We start from the raw sequence: 16,735 nt of genomic DNA on the forward strand, positions 1-16,735 counted from the left end.
CCTTATTTAGGTTTAGGGCACCTAGAATTCACCGTTTTCATTCGGAAATATTTGTTACCCAAATAAGAGTTATTTTAAGAGCTTCTTTCGACTTTTCCAAGTTTAGAATTCTCTAACCAAGGGTAGAGTCTTTTGAATAATTTAATTTTTATACAGGATCTTCTTAAAAAAACAACGGCCCCTCTTAGGAATGATAAAATAAAATTCCAAAAAAAATTCGCCTAGGGTATTTTTTTTGAAAATTCCGTCTGTTGCGTGGATGCAGAGGTATTATTGGCTCATGTTGATTTTGCCAGTTTGGGGCTATGATTTACTGCAATATTTTTTGCTATGAATATGAATAATCCAAATGTTTTTGGTGAGTATCAGCGGGAACCCACGACTCTAAAATTGTTAAAGAATATTGTTGGGGCTGTAAACATTTAGTAAATTTTTAAGTATTTGTGATGCAATTGCTTTTAATATTTATTTTCTGCTGTTATTATTGGGGTAGGGGTATGAAACCTTAAGGATTGATTTGCATGCGGTGCCGAAAGTAAAGAAAAGGCTTATATCGCCTGATTATTCTATTTGTTGGTCGCTTGTTCTATGTTGCCTTAAACTGAAACTGGTAGCAGACATAAAAGCAGAATTAGATAATTTTAATCGCACAAGACAACAGGAGCGCCTTAAGGCCATTCCGAATAATCCGGAGTTTGTTGACCTATATGCCAGATAGTTGTCAATCCAGAAGAAGTCAAATGGAAGGTTAGAAAGAATGGATTGACACATTATTTCTGTAGTAAACTCTGTAAGGATGAATTTATTAAAACAGGCTACTAGTCTGAAAAGGAGGTTAATAATCTATGAAACACAGAAACCGTCAAACGAAACATAATATGAATGCCGAGCACACAAATCATACCGATGGTGGTGGGCATGCCTCACATCACGCACACATGGTGGCTGATTTCAGGAAGAGGTTCTGGGTATCATTAATTGTGACTATCCCCGTTCTTCTACTTTCTCCACTTATCCAATCTTTTTTCGGCTATTCCATAGATTTTGCGGGTTCGATGTTTTTTCTTTTTGGCCTTTCTTCATTTGTCTATTTCTACGGTGGCTGGCCGTTTTTAGAGGGACTGTTTCAGGAGTTAAAAAAGAAACAACCCGGTATGATGACGCTCATTGCGCTGGCTATATCTGTCGCCTATTTTTACAGTAGTGCGGTTGTCTTTGGAGTTGAAGGAAAAGTATTCTTTTGGGAATTAGTTACCCTTATAGATATTATGCTCCTTGGACACTGGATAGAGATGAAATCTATTATGGGAGCGTCACAGGCTTTGGAGGAACTGGCGAAACTTATGCCGTCAGAAGCCCATCGTCTAAAAGAAAGTGGAGATATAGAAGAGGTCAAGATTGAAGATTTGCAATCACAGGATAAAGTGCTTATCAAACCGGGTGAAAAAATTCCGGTTGACGGAATAGTTCTCGAAGGCGAATCGGATGTTGATGAATCTGCTATAACTGGTGAATCAAAGCCGGTAAGCAAAAAAAAGGATGATAAGGTTATCGGTGGCGCAGTCAACGGAGAAGGTTCTCTCACTGTCCAAGTAACCAAGACCGGCAAAGATTCTTATCTTTCCCAAGTGATAGAGTTAGTAAGGATTGCCAGTGAAAGTAAATCTAGGGCGCAAGGATTAGCGGATAAGGCGGCTTTCTGGTTGACAATAATTGCTATTACGGCAGGTGCAGCAACCCTTATAACCTGGCTTGTATTAGGTAAAGAATTTGTATTTGCTTTGGAACGTATGGTTACTGTCATGGTTATTACTTGCCCGCACGCCTTAGGCCTGGCTATACCACTTGTTATCGCTGTAATTACATCTATTTCGGCTAAGAACGGCCTTCTGATTAGGAATAGAACTTCTTTTGAAGGTGCTCGTAATATTGATGTTGTCGTTTTTGATAAAACAGGTACATTAACCAAAGGGGAATTCGGGGTATCGGACATTGTTACGTTTGGCGGCTGGAAGGAAGACGAGCTTTTACGTGATGTCGCTGCCATTGAAACAAATTCCGAACACACGATTGCCAAAGGAATCGTGAAAAAAGCAAAAGAAAAGAAGCTGGATTTACCTAAGGTAGAAAATTTCTCAAGTCTGCCAGGGAAAGGCGCTAAAGCGCGTATTCAGGGCAAACAAATTTTTGTTGGAAATAAAGGGATTTTTGAAATTGCCGAAGTATCTTCAACGGACGATGCGCAAAAACAGGCTAACGAGTTTGCTTCTCAGGGAAAGACACTGGTCTTTGTTGCTTCAGAAAACAAGATTCAGGGGATCATCGCTCTCTCAGATATCATCAGAGATGAATCAAAAGAAGCGATTAAGAGACTCAAAAAGCAAGATATAAGTGTTTCGATGATTACTGGCGATAATCAGGCAACCGCTAAATTTGTAGCCGATCAATTAGGCTTGGACAGTTTTTTTGCCGAAGTTTTGCCCGATAAAAAATCCGAGAAAATAAAAAAACTTCAAAGCGAAGGTAGAAAAGTTGCGATGGTGGGTGATGGTGTCAATGATGCGCCTGCTCTGGCTCAGGCTGACGTGGGAATAGCCATAGGGGCAGGTACGGATGTAGCTGTTGAAACAGCCGATGTGGTATTGATCGAGAATGATCCCAGAAATGTATTGGATATCATCCGGCTCTCGGCAATTAATCATCGCAAAACTGTCCAAAATCTTGCTTGGGCTACAGGCTATAACGTGTTTGCCATACCTCTAGCGGCCGGGGTCTTGTATAGTTATGGAATTATTCTCGCTCCAGCTATGGGGGCTATTATCATGTCCCTTAGTACAGTAATTGTCGCGATTAATTCTAGACTGATAAAATTTCAAAAGGAATACTAACATGAAAGCACATGTTGATCGAGATGGGTGATGGGAAAGCCCAATTGCACACAAACCTGTCCTGAAGTGTTTCAACTGGAAGAAGGAAAATCAAAAGTCATCGTTGATACTGTTTACAAAGAAGCTGAGGTCAAATGTCGAGAAGTTGAAGCCAGATGTTCGGTACAAGCGATTTTTGTTACTGAATAGATATAAATGAACACTAAATTCTTTTTAACCATTATCAAACAAAGAAATAGCCCAAGATTTCTTACAAAACTACCTACCTTCTGAGGTTAAGAAAGTATTAGACCTAAATTATTTAACTAATACATTCTCTTTGAACACAAAAGTTACAATAATGCCAGTGTGTTTCTGCAACTTTTAAAATACCCACTAAAGATATGGGAAGAAAAATACATCACCAAAACGAACAAATTATCTATAATAATACCGAACCAATGCCAAGTATTTAAGCTATAATTGTATTCTTAAAAATATCACTCCTTAAATTATGAAGTCATCAGGTTCACCTTTTTCCACACCATAAGTTTCTTTTATAAAAATTTTTCGAGATTCGAAAATGTACCAAGTAATGCTATCTTCATCTTTTTTTGTAATTTTTCTTATCTGTTGTTTTAAGATCTCATATTTTGCTTTTGTTATTTCTCCTTCCAGCAAGGAATTTTGTACCCAGTTCAGGTATTGTCTCGCTTTTTTTAAAACTTTTGCTACTCTTTTTTCATTAACATCGTAGGCCATTATTACGTACGTTTTTACCACCTCATTGTAAAAGGAACGTATTCTTTTTCTTCTATCAGATGTTTTAAAATCTTATAAGCCTCATGTTTTATCAATGTTCTGTAGGTAATATTTCTTTTTAATTTTTTATGTTTTAAAGTTGTACTTAAATGCTCTTCATAATTTTTTATAAAATTTTTTTGGCCTTCTTCGTTCAAGTGAATGCCGCCTTGAACTTTTTTAAAATGGTTTTCATTAATTATTTTTTTATTCACAAGGTTAAAAATAGTTCTATCTACCACAATGGGCTTAAATATTTCAGCTATATCAAGGTTCAAAGAAAATTTTCTAAAGTTAGTTGAATGAAGATAGCCAATTCTAGGATCTAATGGTGTTTGATAAATTTGCGTTAAAACTGTAGAGTACATTAAAGAATTTCCAAAACTGATAAGTGTGTTCAGGTAATTTGTAGGGGGCCTTTTTTCTCTGACAACCATTTTGAAATCTTCATTTGAGATTATATTGTTATCAATAAAATTATAATAAATCTCTCTATAATTTCCCTCTTGTGCCATTAATTCGTTAATAGAACCAATCTGGGGAATATTCTGAATAAATTCTTCCATTTTTTGCGAATACCGTTTTATTGTTAAATCGTTTTTCCTTTCATAATATTGCACAATCTTTAAGATGTTTTGCATAGCTCCTTCTACAAACTTTTTTGCTAAAACTAATCTTTTTTCTGAGGAGATATAGTGCTCTACTTGTTTAACTATTGTTATTCCATTTGTATTATGCTCATATGGATAAAAACTTCCCACATAAAAACCATAATGGTTGAAAAAATGGAGTGGTAAGTTATTGGCTGACAAGAATTCAAGAAGTCGTTTGTTTATGTTTATTTCTCCAAATATCTTTATTTCTGAAATGTTTTCTATCGGGAAGTACTTTGTTTTTTCATCAGATTCATTTTTAAAGGCTAGTGTGTTTCCTTTTCTAGATAACGTTCCGCTTTGAAATATATAGATAGGTTTCAATTTATTCCTCTCCCGCCCAACATAATTCTGCAAAGCCACATTTTGAACACACTCCTATCCATTTTGGTGGAGATGGAATAGGCGATTCAATTAATTCATTGAGTTTAAGAAGTGTATCTTGTATTTCTTTTTTGGCTTCCTCATCGAACACAATGGGAATTCTCTTTTTTTCTTTTGGCAATAGAATTTCCCCCTTTGCTTGAATACCCATATCCTCCAATAATTTTAAATAATATAACAACTGGATTTTGGCTCCTTTGAAAGATTTCGAAGATTTTTTGATTTCTCCAACTATGGTACACTTATTATCATTCCAAATTAAATCAATTACAGCTCCTGGAAGCTTTATTTCTTTTTCTCCTTTCCCTTCATAAGAATTTTTGTGTAAAAACCTTCCTAGTTCTATGTAGGGGTTATCTTGTTCAGGAGTGAATCTTCTTAAAACAAACCAAGCTTCTCTTGGGCATATTGAATAGGCTAAAACTGAATATCCTGTAATGATATTATCATCCATGAAAATCCTCTTTCAATTCATATGGAATAAACCCTACTTCTTCAGAATAGATTTCCCCAATGCCTAATTGGGTAATCAACCAAATTCCATTTCCCTTATACTCAAGCTTTTTGTCATCCTCTAGAAATACTTCGTTACAGTAGTTTTCCCATTCTTCCAGTTCTTTGTGAGGAACATTTATAGAATAATTTTGAATTTCTTTCCATAGTTGTTTTTTTCTTTCGTAATTTTCTAAACTATGTTCCAAACTTTCAATTTCATATAATTTGTTTGAGACTGTTCCATCCGAATCTACAAACACCACATCCTCGTATAAATGTTCTTTTATTAGAGGTTTATAATTACTCCAATTCCCTTCTTTTATCTCATACCAAGGACCTTTTTGGTATTTACTCACTGACAATGCAGTGTAATATTTATCTAGTAGTTCTTGAACTTCGTTTTCTGAAAATTTATTTTTGTTGGAAAAAATTTCTTTTGTCTTATTCAGCGATATGCTATCGTACACATAAGAAGCATATGATCTTTCATTCTCACTGTCATCATCTACTATTTCAGCAACCATTACTGTGCCAAGTTTATTTAGCATTCTTCTATTACATCTTCCAGCAGCTTGCACGATACTATCAAAGGGGGATAAATCTTTAAAAACGTAATCAAAGTCTAAGTCTACTCCAGCTTCTACTACCTGGGTAGATATGAGATTTCTTGGCAAGTTTTTATTTTCCAACTGTTTGATCTGTTTAATTCTTTCTAACCTTTCTTTAGGAATTACCCAAGTAGAAAGAAAGAAAAGGTTACTTTTCAAATGTTCTCGGAGTAAGATAAAAGCTTTTAACGCTTCTTTTCTTGTGTTAAGAATAAGTAGAGAAGAGTTATCAGTTCTATCAGCTGTAAATTGTTTAATATCAGAAAGCTTTATTTTTTCATTAACTATGTTATAACAGTGTCTATTTTTTGGGAAAGAAGATTTAGGAGCTAACTCTTTACCTTCTGCTATTTTAGGTTGTGTAGCGGTCATTAAAATAAAATAAGTTCCCATCTTTTTTGAAAGAAAAGACATTGTTTCTCCAAATCCTTGCCAATATTCAGGGGGAATCGACTGAGGTTCATCCAAAATAACTACCGCATCTTTTAACCTGTGGAAACTCATAGAATCGTTGGCATTAGGAGAATAAAGCACTTCCCAAAACTTTGCAAGGGTTGTAACAATGAGTGGCTCTTTGAAGTATCTAAAAGAAAGTATAAACCTTTCTAAATTATCTAAATCTTCTTTTTCCTTTGATGCACTTACCAAATGATGGTCTTCCTGTACTTTGTCGTATATTTTCTTTGCAACTTCAGAATTTTGATCAACAATACTTATGAACGGTAATACATAAATAATTGTTTTAAGAGAAAGTTTATTTGCTAACTTCATCGATGCTTGCAATCCAGTGAGTGTTTTTCCAGCCCCAGTTGGGAGCGTTATGGTATAGATACCTGGTTCTGAAATTGTATCAACGTTTGATAATGTACTTTCTCTTATTTTGTTTTTCCAATCGCTTAAATGGTTCTTTGGAAGGGATTCAAGAAATTTGTCGAACCTATCTTGTTGATAAGAAATTTTATCAAAATTGATCCTATCAACATTTAACGCATCTAGCCTATCAGATGTTATAAAAATTGAATTCTCGATTCTCGTATTAAACCATAATTCTTCAGCTTTAACCGTCTTGTTTAAAAGATACTGTGAATGCCAAGATTGAAATATTAATCTTTTCCATTCCTTTTCTGTTAGATATTCAATTTTGTTTAGATCAAGGAATTCTTCTAATGCTTTTATAACGTCTTGATAATTTAAATTTCTCCAAAAAGACATTATATCTTCAAAATTTAGTTGATATGAATGATGTCTTCTAACAATTTCGGCTTGGAAAACATCCTTTGTAAGCATAAATGTTAAATAAGAAGAAGGTTCAGAATGAGGATATTTTCCTTTTTTTGTCTTTAAATATTGTTGAAATTTAACATGAGATTTAGCTACATCATGAGTTAAGCAGATAGGTTTTAATGGATCAACTAAATCATTGTACCCATGAAAATTTGATATCTCTTTGGATTTTTCGAAGACTCCTTCTAAATGATCTTTAAGCAGTTTATCCGGATGGCTTTCTTGACCATTCAGGAAGCCAAACAATTTCATCATTTCCAACCAAAACTCCCCCTATCTCTTCAGGATTATCAACAATAATCCCCGTATCGCTATTGACTGGATAAAAAACTGACAAGCTTTTGGTAAGTCCCCTTTCTTCATCCATCTGAAGAGGGACTATGTCTTTAAAGATTCCTTTGGTTTTTTTCAGATTAATTTTGGGTTTAATATCAGCTGGTATGATACTTTTAATATTTACCTCACCATCATTGATCTTCACTGGGTTGAAAGATCCTATGTAGTCAATATTAGCAAATGAATATGCTGTACCTAAATATGGAGTAAAAACAAAATTACCTTGTTCAAGAAAAGGTTTTAATTTTTCTTCTATAGGACCTTCTACATAAATTCGATATTTTGGCCTTTTAACAAATTGATGTTTTATAATATTGTGAATTCCCTTTTTTGGGTCTTTATAATTCCACAGGTTTATGCTAGTAGTGAACCATTTAATTGGAGATCTTATAGAGATGGAAATTCTGTTTCCATACAATGCTTCCCAATAAGAAGCCAAATGAGCTTTATTTTCAGATTTGTTCTCTACGCCTATTATAGCTGCAATTAATCCTCCAACAGCCGTAGGTGGCGGAAAGGGATAGGATGCGGAAGAAGTGGTTGTATAGAATTTGCGAAACATAGCATACTCCCCTGTAATATCAAAAACAAGGGCCATTGTATCACCTCAATTCAATAGCTACTTTATCTTCTCCCAAAATACTCTTTAGATCATCAATATTCTTTACTTCCAAGTCAGGATCCTTGATAATTATTATCTTTTCTATATTATCTTTGAGTAAAGAAACCTTATCACATATTTCCTTCAAATTGAGAGCAATGTCTTGAATATTTCTGATTGCCAATTGTTCATCGTCATCTAACAAAGAATTATCTTTTTTGGTTAATTTTATCCTTTCATCCAAAGACCCTATTAATCCATTGAAATCAGGTTTGTACCAAATTTCCATCAAAAAGCGGGAGCGATGTTCAGTTTTACTTCTTGTGATTAAATTGTTGGTTCCGTTCCAAGCAGCTTGTGTAAGTTTGTTGAAATCCTCATCTGTTGCTTGTGTCCTTTCAGATGCATATTGATTTCCAATTGCATAGGTTCCAATCAATGCAAAAGGTACTATATATTCATTTCTTATAGTTCTCTGTTCTCCTCCTTCTTTAGTAACAAACGCACCTGTCCCTTGTACAAATTCAACTTTTGTTTTATGTAAAGATCTTCCCCATTTAAATTGGACAGGTCCAGTCCATGCAAAACTTTCTTTACCCAATGCGAAAGTTACACCGAAAAGCCTTGTATCGATACATTTCTTTAGAGTTTCGTCTCCATTTGTGGTAGACAATTTCGTTTTCAACTCTTCGAATCTTTCTTTTAAAGTCTTTGGTTCTCCATCAATGAAAACATCTTCTCCCATTCTCATTAATTCGTCTCTAATAGTTCTTTTAATCCTAACGTCAGATACCAAAACTTGCCCTGTTTCTTCATCGTATCTTGGATGATTTGCATTCAATGGATCACCGTTTGGATTCGCATCTTTTACAGAGTATACAAACAAAAGTTCTTTTCTACCGTTAAACATCTTGGTCCTCCCCCTTGTCCGTTTTTTCTATTTCTAATTCTGCTACTTCTTTCTCTTTTGTGTAGTCTTTGTATATTTCCCAGAAATAATTTCTCCAGTTCATGAAACCTGTTACAAAAGCAAAATTTCCATCAACGCCTAAATCTTTTCCTTTAGAATTCATTAATAGTTCTTGAGAGTAACCAGCTAAATCTTCAATAAGGAAAGAAGGCTCAATCTTGTACGCTTTTATCAGTTCTGGTATTCTTGCTAGATGTTTTTTAATATCTCTTAAACTTAATCTTCCAAAATTTAGCTGTTTGTACAACGGAGAATCTTGAATTTTTGCGTTTGAATAACCACTCTCGTCTTTTTCCCCTTTTGCTTGATTATAGGCTATAAAGCCCAAAACTACTCCAGATAAAAGTGTTCCTTTTCCAAAATCACTCTGCAAAAACTTATCAGAAAACTTATCTAGGAATTCCAAATGTCTTTTCATAACGAATACCTCCAAGATTTATTGTAGTTGTTCAAAAATTCAATCAACAACAAAAAGTCATTCAAAGTAAGATGAAAATAGTCATTTTGGACTTTGTCGTTCATCAATTTAGGAATTCTTGCAACAAAATTTTGTTTTATAGTTTTAGTTTCAACCCTTTCTCCACTTAAAATTTTTCCAATAATTTCCATTGTCAGGGTTCTCATTACCTTTTCTTCACTGTCTTCTTTCAAAACTAAATGGCGAAGAGTTCGATATATGTGTTTTAAAGCAGCAGAAAGTTGGGTATCTTTCTTTTTCGCCAAGAGCTGCACAGTCTCTTCCCAAATTTGGTGTAATTTTTGTATTCTTGTTAAAGGTACATCCTCGATCATTTGATGTATTACAAGTTGTGCTTGATTTTGTTCGAGAAAAAGAAAATGAAAAACAGCTGTATAAGGTTTATCTACATCATAATCAGGATCTGTGATATAATCCAAAAGATCTTTTTCTTTTGTATACTGATCACTCCAAAAATAATTCTTTAAATCATTGAAAGCATCATCCAGAATGTTTGTATCTGTTGTAAAGAACTCGGGTATTATCCAGATCTGGATATTATTTATAATGGATTGATCTACAAAATTATAATCTATGTAAGTTTTGGCATTAGAGAAAGTCTTAAAGCAGTCTTTACAATATTTGTATACCTTGTTAGAAAAATTCTTATTTATGGCAGGAAGGAAATTCACTTTATCAAACGTAGCAAAAGGAAAAATCATATCGAAATTAAGTAAAATATCGCTTTCCTTACCACAATAATCACAAACTCCACCTTTTTTTGAAACATTTTTCTTATTCAGTTCCTCGTTTAATTTCTTTAAAAAATATTGTTGGAACAGCTTAACTTCTCCAGGGTAAAGAAATTGTCCATCATCTTCAATACCAAAAACAATTAAATACGAAGCCTTTGGATCACTGTAACACTCTAAGAACCGATCCACAAAATCATTATTAGATAAGTCATTGATTATTTTTTGAACAGAACCTTTTTCAAAAAATCCTAAATCTTCGAAATCTTGAATCATTTTTTCAATTTTGCTTATATACGATTTAGAACCATTTAAGAGAACCTCACGATTTTTTTCTCTTGTACTTTTTGGCTTTGATATTCTCAAAACAGGTGAGTATCGCCAGTCGGTATTACTGCCTGGAGGTTCTTTATACAAATACCTAAGTTTTTTGTATTGTTCATCTTTGCTATCTGCAAAAAAATCAGCTTCATCAATTTTTGAAACACCCTCAATTTTTAGAGGTATGATTGTATTTTCTTTTTCACTTTGCAATTTCAACGTACTGTAATTTGATACTTTTAAATAAATTCTTATTTCTTTTGATCCATCTGTTCTTACAGGTATGGCTAGATAATCTGTTATTTCATCAGTTTTTGATGAAAATTCTTTTCCAATAGTGTAAACCGCTTCGATAAAACCCATATTATCACCCTCTGTCCATAATCATATAACTTCGACTAACCCAAACCCTTGGGAGTTTTTTGCTCCAAAACCAGAATCGTAACCAATTTTCAACAAACTTGGATTCCCTTGAATTTCAAAAACTCCATGCCAACCTTTAATAATAAAATTTTTATACTTTGTTATGATCATTTTAGAGCCTTTCTGATCAGCTTCTTTTATAACGAATTCATCATTACTTATTTTTTTTGAAAGATATGAATCGTAATAGGCAAGATATTTTTTTATTAAATTTTCCTTTATTAATTTTGAAAATTGATCTTCGCTGGGGGAAAAGTAAATAGTCTTTTTTGAAGAATTTTGTACAATCGTAGAATAAATAGTAATGGGGGATAAAGTCTTTACCTTTATTTTATCGCTTTTTATTTCCAAATCATCGTACTCTAACTTCTCTACATGAATCTTTTGACCTAATAGTTCAAAATCATCTTTAAATAAAAGCGAGTCTGCACAATACTGAATTAAGTTCTTGTCGTGAGAGGAAATTTTCAAAGAAACATTATCAGAAAACTCTATTGTTTTATCCTTTTGATTTAAGCTGAATTTTCCGCTTAGCCTTGAAAAAGAAAACAATTTGTACTTTCTTTTATTATAGCTAAAACCCTCGTTATGAATGAAGTTTCTATATTCGGCATTATCTATTAAATCAAGAATGAAAGCTTGAATAATATGATTGTAATTTAATGGAAGTATTAAACTATTTAAAGAAAATTGAACGTTTAATCTCATTTCAATTCTCCCGATATTTTAAATTAAAAATTAGAATCTTTACTGTAATATATTTTATCATACGATAATAAAAAAAGCAAGAAGGTATAAAAAAATGTCTGTCGACCTCCAATAAGGTAAAAATCCCAGGGGATCGACAGACAAGTGTTAAAAGTCACAATCCTTATATTATGCATATTTGAGTTGATTTTTAACAATTTATCAAAATTTTGATTGACAATCGTAATTTTTTATGATATAGTATTTATAGGTATCTTATGCCTTTTTATCCTACCTATGAGGAATGGAAACGATGGAAAAGAAAGAAAGACATCAAGAACGTTTGACCCTTTTTATCCTACCTATGAGGAATGGAAACCTCATCCACATAGTAGATTATTTGTTATGGATTATGCTTTTTATCCTACCTATGAGGAATGGAAACTTTTTTTCATGATAAAATCATCTCCTTTTTTAGTAAAACTTTTTATCCTACCTATGAGGAATGGAAACGAAATAGTTACTATGGTGGACGTACTGAATTGATTGACTTTTTATCCTACCTATGAGGAATGGAAACCTTCATATTTGTCTCCGAATGAATCAAAAAACACTCTTTTTATCCTACCTATGAGGAATGGAAACAGGGCGAAAAGGAAATCATGAAACGTATTGGTGAATTCTTTTTATCCTACCTATGAGGAATGGAAACAAGCAAGAAAAGGCGATAAAACTTCTAAAATATTCTATCTTTTTATCCTACCTATGAGGAATGGAAACAACAATGAGGATATAGAATATTGTAGGCGTGATGTTGACTTTTTATCCTACCTATGAGGAATGGAAACGATAATTGTATCCCTTCGGTACGATAAAAGAATAACTTTTTATCCTACCTATGAGGAATGGAAACAATGAAGATGATAAAAGGATTTGGCATGGTGATAAAAGCCTTTTTATCCTACCTATGAGGAATGGAAACTTTTTTATAGAAAGTACACTGTACTTTCTAAGTCGCTTTTTATCCTACCTATGAGGAATGGAAACTCTAACAATTAACAACGAGCCAGCTCGAATGAAAATCTTTTTATCCTACCTATGAGGAATGGAAACTGTGCATTCTTGACACCTTGGAAGTTTTCAGTTATTTCTTTTTATCCTACCTATGAGGAATGGAAACTTCAATTGGATACTTTCAAATATCTACGTGGAGGGGTGCTTTTTATCCTACCTATGAGGAATGGAAACCCCGTGCCGCTGACGTTGTATAACTTGAAAAAAGAATCTTTTTATCCTACCTATGAGGAATGGAAACTGGGTTAAGAATGAGAGCACTTTAGAAGAGAGACCTGTCTTTTTATCCTACCTATGAGGAATGGAAACTTGTCTCAATAGGTTCTTTTGGTTGAGTCTGTCCTGCTTTTTATCCTACCTATGAGGAATGGAAACCTTCCTGAAAAACCGTGTCGGTTTTTCCGTGTCGGTTTTTCTTTTTATCCTACCTATGAGGAATGGAAACTTGAGGAACCTAAAAAAGAGGAGGCAAATAATAAAACTTTTTATCCTACCTATGAGGAATGGAAACATAATATAACTTCCATCACCATTTTCAATTATCTTTGCCACTTTTTATCCTACCTATGAGGAATGGAAACACCCGTCTCGCACGTCCGGCACTGTGATGCTGTATCCTTTTTATCCTACCTATGAGGAATGGAAACACTTGTATACAGAAACAGAAGCAGACATAAAAACACTTTTTATCCTACCTATGAGGAATGGAAACCGACACCAATTAGATCCATAACAGTTACCTCCTTAAGCTTTTTATCCTACCTATGAGGAATGGAAACCAAGGCGTTTGTTTCGGCTCCGTGTTTGCGGCTCCGTGCCTTTTTATCCTACCTATGAGGAATGGAAACACCATGAATGAAACGCTTCTTTTGTCTTTCTTTGCTTCTCTTTTTATCCTACCTATGAGGAATGGAAACTCTAACTTCCTTCTTTCAACTTCTTTTTGTAACTTCTTTTTATCCTACCTATGAGGAATGGAAACCAAATACAGTATTCCCACAAGTAATAAGTAATAACAACTTTTTATCCTACCTATGAGGAATGGAAACTCAATAATTTCACAATAATAATTTCTCAACAAATCATCCTTTTTATCCTACCTATGAGGAATGGAAACGTAGCTAAATTAGCAATTATAACTCCTTTTTCTTTTCTTTTTATCCTACCTATGAGGAATGGAAACACTTTATTCAACATATCAACATTATTTTCTTTCTCACTTTTTATCCTACCTATGAGGAATGGAAACCTCGATTTCTTCTATGTACATTTTTTCCGACAACTCGCTTTTTATCCTACCTATGAGGAATGGAAACTTTAGATTTTTGTGTTGATATTTGTGTAGATATTTACTTTTTATCCTACCTATGAGGAATGGAAACTTATATCATCCTGTCTTCCTTCGTCTGTGATTTTCTCCCTTTTTATCCTACCTATGAGGAATGGAAACTTCTTATTTCTTTAACTATTTCTGGTTCTAATTGTTCACTTTTTATCCTACCTATGAGGAATGGAAACCAAGAAATATCTCTTAGTTTTTTTTTTGAACCATATAGTAGCTTTTTATCCTACCTATGAGGAATGGAAACAAGTAAAAAAAAGAGATGATTTCTCACCTCTTTTTTCCTTTTTATCCTACCTATGAGGAATGGAAACGGTTCATTTAAACTAACAATCTTTGTATCTTCTTTTTCTTTTTATCCTACCTATGAGGAATGGAAACATATGAAAAGTAAAGTGAATACTGCTAAAACGCCCCCTTTTTATCCTACCTATGAGGAATGGAAACTCTAAATCTGTGAATACTTTTACTTTTCCTTGAAGCTTTTTATCCTACCTATAAGGAATGGAAACAGCCCCTGAGCTGAAGCTAACATACCCTCGGTGTACCCTTTTTATCCTACCTATAAGGAATGGAAACTTTCCTTCACATATTGGTCTACTTCACCATGTATCCCTTTTTATCCTACCTATAAGGAATGGAAACGCACTCTCCTCTAAAGCTCCTCTTTGAGCAGCTAATCTTTTTATCCTACCTATAAGGAATGGAAACGTATATACAGCATAACGCATTGCATCCATTGCATGGCTTTTTATCCTACCTATGAGGAATGGAGGGGGGTGGAGAGGAATGGAGGGTGAGGGAAAAAATGGAAACAATACAATCTTCAACTTCCGGGAATTTCAAGTAGTTCGCTTCCACTTTTTAACCAAGCTTTGATGAATGGAAGGAAGGGAAGTAAGGCTAGCGAACTTAAGCATTTTTTCTACTTCTTTTTGATCTAAAGGATAGAAAATAGGGTAAGAATTTGGACCTCATTTTAGATCATTCTTAAGCTTCTACGAAGTATCCCCTAAATTTTTAATCACACTTTAATTAATCGAAAATAGGAATGAAGTGGAGATTGATATCTCCCCTTTTGCTCTAAATAATGTAAGATGTAGATAAAACAGAAACTACATTATTTCTTAACTTGCTAGGTTCTATACTGTGCAGTCCAACCTTTTAGACAAGCTTTGATGAAGGTAAAGTAGAAACGAAAATAATGCCTGCAAACATGAGTTTTTTTCTCTTTTCTTTACTTTGAAAAAGATTACAAATAGAGGGGAATAAGGGAAGCGATATTATCTCTCAGCTTCCAAGTAATGCTTCCTTCCTTCTAACCTTATTTTAATGAACTGAAAGTAGGAAAGAAAAGATAACCTGTAAATGTGAGACTTTTTTTCTTCTCTTTTGTTCAAAAAGAAATGAAAAGGAGAAAGGAATGGAAGGTGGGAGTGAGGAATGGAAACCTGTGTAACCGTCTGACTTTTTTTAACATTCTAGATTTTTTATCCTATCTTTTCTTTGATGAATGAAAATATTCTCAAATCATCTCCATCTTTCTTAACTTCATAGATTTTTATTCTAACAATAAGAAATTAAAATAGTTTTTAACGCATCTTTCTTGTTTCTTCGCTTTTTTCTTCTTATCCTAAGAGCAAATCCACAATCAGATAAAGAAAAATATTCTAAGTATTACATTAGAAGAGCTAAAGTAGTTATTAATTTAGCTATCGAAGGTTAATGCAAATTAATGAATTTTTTTAGATTTTTAGATGATATAATGGGGTTGAAAACAAATTATCAAAATCATGGGTAATAGGAAGAAGGTTAGGAACATTTTTAATATTTCAATAGTTAAATAACTCACTAAGAAGGAGATCAGGATGATAGTTGAAAGAGTTATAGAAGAAGCACAGCCTTATTTAGAGGGAATAAAGATCAAAGATGCGGTTATAGGGATTTCACTTATTGGTATGGAACTTAGTAATAATCATGTGGGCGTAAGCTACGTTCTACGTGAGGATTTAAAGTCAGGTTGCTCTATTTTCCCGTATGCTCAAGACATTATTGGTAAAGATAGTTTAGAAATTGCCGAATGGGCTCTCACAGGTCAAGATGATCTGCAAAGATCTATCGGCGTTGCCGTGTTGACAGCTGCTTCACGTTCCCTTCCTTTAGTTGATGTTGATACTTCTATTCATCCTTTTTCTATTGAAATCACACCTGAGGATAATGTTTGCTTGATAGGCTATATTCCTCAAGTTGCTAATATGTTCAATGGAATGGTCAAAAATGTGTTTATTTTTGATCGCGGAATCTCAAAAAAAGGTGGTATTTTTGGGAAAGTACTCCCTGAGGAAGAACAAAAAGGCATACTTCCAAAATGTGAAATAGTATTTCTAAGTGGGACTACTGTTATAAACCACAGCCTAGAGTATCTTTTAAGTTTATGCAAAAATGCCCGAGAGATAGTTTTAATTGGGGCATCGACCCCGATGTTTCCCAATGCGTTTGTTGGAACGAGGGTAAGTATTTTAGCAGGTTCTTGGTGGGATGAAAGGGAAAAAGACAAAATCTTTCGAATTATTTCACTCGCAGGGGGTATAAGCCACATTTCCAAATTTGCAATTAAAAAAAATGTAAGGGTATAAAAAAGCTTGTAAGAAAATAAATTTTTAGCACAGGATGGGGTGGC

The 16,735-nt window shown here is 33.8% G+C and carries 13 protein-coding genes, 1 pseudogene and 1 CRISPR repeat array; of the genes and pseudogenes, 5 read left to right on the plus strand and 9 right to left on the minus strand.

Going from position 1 to position 16,735, the window contains the following annotated elements; translation table 11 throughout:
- The first annotated feature begins 845 nt into the window (after positions 1-845).
- From PMOB_RS09645 to PMOB_RS10490, 4 genes and pseudogenes are all read left to right on the plus strand, one after another.
- Positions 846-2,888, plus strand: a complete 2,043-nt coding sequence (locus tag PMOB_RS09645) for a heavy metal translocating P-type ATPase (protein ID WP_012209659.1) — start codon at positions 846-848, stop codon at positions 2,886-2,888.
- Positions 2,889-2,918: 30 nt separating this feature from the next.
- Positions 2,919-3,077, plus strand: a complete 159-nt coding sequence (locus PMOB_RS10485; protein ID WP_081429301.1) for a ferredoxin — start codon at positions 2,919-2,921, stop codon at positions 3,075-3,077.
- A gap of 43 nt (positions 3,078-3,120) precedes the next feature.
- Positions 3,121-3,255: pseudogene (locus tag PMOB_RS11205) on the plus strand (hypothetical protein); the annotation flags it as partial.
- Positions 3,201-3,350, plus strand: coding sequence for an Rpn family recombination-promoting nuclease/putative transposase (locus PMOB_RS10490; protein ID WP_081429302.1), 150 nt, complete (start codon positions 3,201-3,203; stop codon positions 3,348-3,350). The pseudogene PMOB_RS11205 and the gene PMOB_RS10490, both read left to right, overlap by 55 nt.
- A gap of 24 nt (positions 3,351-3,374) precedes the next feature.
- Here PMOB_RS10490 and cas2 read toward each other — a convergent pair whose 3' ends face one another.
- Genes cas2 through cas6 form a run of 9 tightly spaced genes read right to left on the minus strand, consistent with a single transcriptional unit; the run spans position 3,375 to position 11,660 of the window.
- Positions 3,375-3,629 (minus strand): CRISPR-associated endonuclease Cas2, encoded by a 255-nt coding sequence (gene cas2, locus PMOB_RS09650; protein WP_041534156.1) that lies wholly within the window; start codon positions 3,627-3,629, stop codon positions 3,375-3,377.
- A 14-nt stretch (positions 3,630-3,643) separates the two neighbouring features.
- Complete coding sequence (gene cas1b, locus PMOB_RS09655) at positions 3,644-4,645, minus strand: type I-B CRISPR-associated endonuclease Cas1b (RefSeq protein WP_012209661.1); 1,002 nt, start codon at positions 4,643-4,645, stop codon at positions 3,644-3,646.
- Position 4,646: 1 nt separating this feature from the next.
- Entirely contained in the window at positions 4,647-5,159 is a 513-nt protein-coding gene (gene cas4, locus PMOB_RS09660) for a CRISPR-associated protein Cas4 (protein ID WP_012209662.1), read from the minus strand.
- Positions 5,152-7,347 (minus strand): CRISPR-associated helicase Cas3', encoded by a 2,196-nt coding sequence (gene cas3 / locus PMOB_RS09665; protein WP_231282499.1) that lies wholly within the window; start codon positions 7,345-7,347, stop codon positions 5,152-5,154. The genes cas4 and cas3 overlap by 8 nt, the downstream gene beginning before the upstream one ends.
- Positions 7,298-8,026, minus strand: coding sequence for a type I-B CRISPR-associated protein Cas5b (gene cas5b / locus PMOB_RS09670; RefSeq protein WP_012209664.1), 729 nt, complete (start codon positions 8,024-8,026; stop codon positions 7,298-7,300). The genes cas3 and cas5b overlap by 50 nt, the downstream gene beginning before the upstream one ends.
- A 4-nt stretch (positions 8,027-8,030) precedes the next feature.
- Positions 8,031-8,939, minus strand: coding sequence for a type I-B CRISPR-associated protein Cas7/Csh2 (gene cas7b / locus PMOB_RS09675; protein ID WP_012209665.1), 909 nt, complete (start codon positions 8,937-8,939; stop codon positions 8,031-8,033).
- Entirely contained in the window at positions 8,932-9,417 is a 486-nt protein-coding gene (locus tag PMOB_RS11065) for a TM1802 family CRISPR-associated protein (RefSeq protein ID WP_012209666.1), read from the minus strand. The genes cas7b and PMOB_RS11065 overlap by 8 nt, the downstream gene beginning before the upstream one ends.
- The gene (locus PMOB_RS09685; RefSeq protein ID WP_012209667.1) at positions 9,414-10,892 is read right to left on the minus strand and encodes a TM1802 family CRISPR-associated protein; all 1,479 of its coding nucleotides are present in this window, start codon (positions 10,890-10,892) and stop codon (positions 9,414-9,416) included. Before PMOB_RS09685 ends, PMOB_RS11065 begins: the two co-directional genes overlap by 4 nt.
- Before the next feature lie 21 nt (positions 10,893-10,913).
- Positions 10,914-11,660, minus strand: a complete 747-nt coding sequence (gene cas6 / locus PMOB_RS09690) for a CRISPR-associated endoribonuclease Cas6 (RefSeq protein WP_012209668.1) — start codon at positions 11,658-11,660, stop codon at positions 10,914-10,916.
- 261 nt (positions 11,661-11,921) lie between these two features.
- Positions 11,922-14,832: direct repeats of the CRISPR family, unit length 30 nt; unit sequence CTTTTTATCCTACCTATGAGGAATGGAAAC.
- Positions 14,833-15,923: 1,091 nt separating this feature from the next.
- On the opposite strand from cas6, the gene PMOB_RS09695 reads away from it, so the two are divergent.
- A complete protein-coding gene (locus tag PMOB_RS09695; RefSeq protein WP_012209669.1) occupies positions 15,924-16,691 on the plus strand; it encodes a DUF364 domain-containing protein in 768 nt (255 codons plus the stop codon).
- Positions 16,692-16,735 lie beyond the last annotated feature (44 nt).

It is taken from the genome of Petrotoga mobilis SJ95, assembly GCF_000018605.1.
Taxonomy (GTDB): Bacteria; Thermotogota; Thermotogae; order Petrotogales; family Petrotogaceae; genus Petrotoga; species Petrotoga mobilis.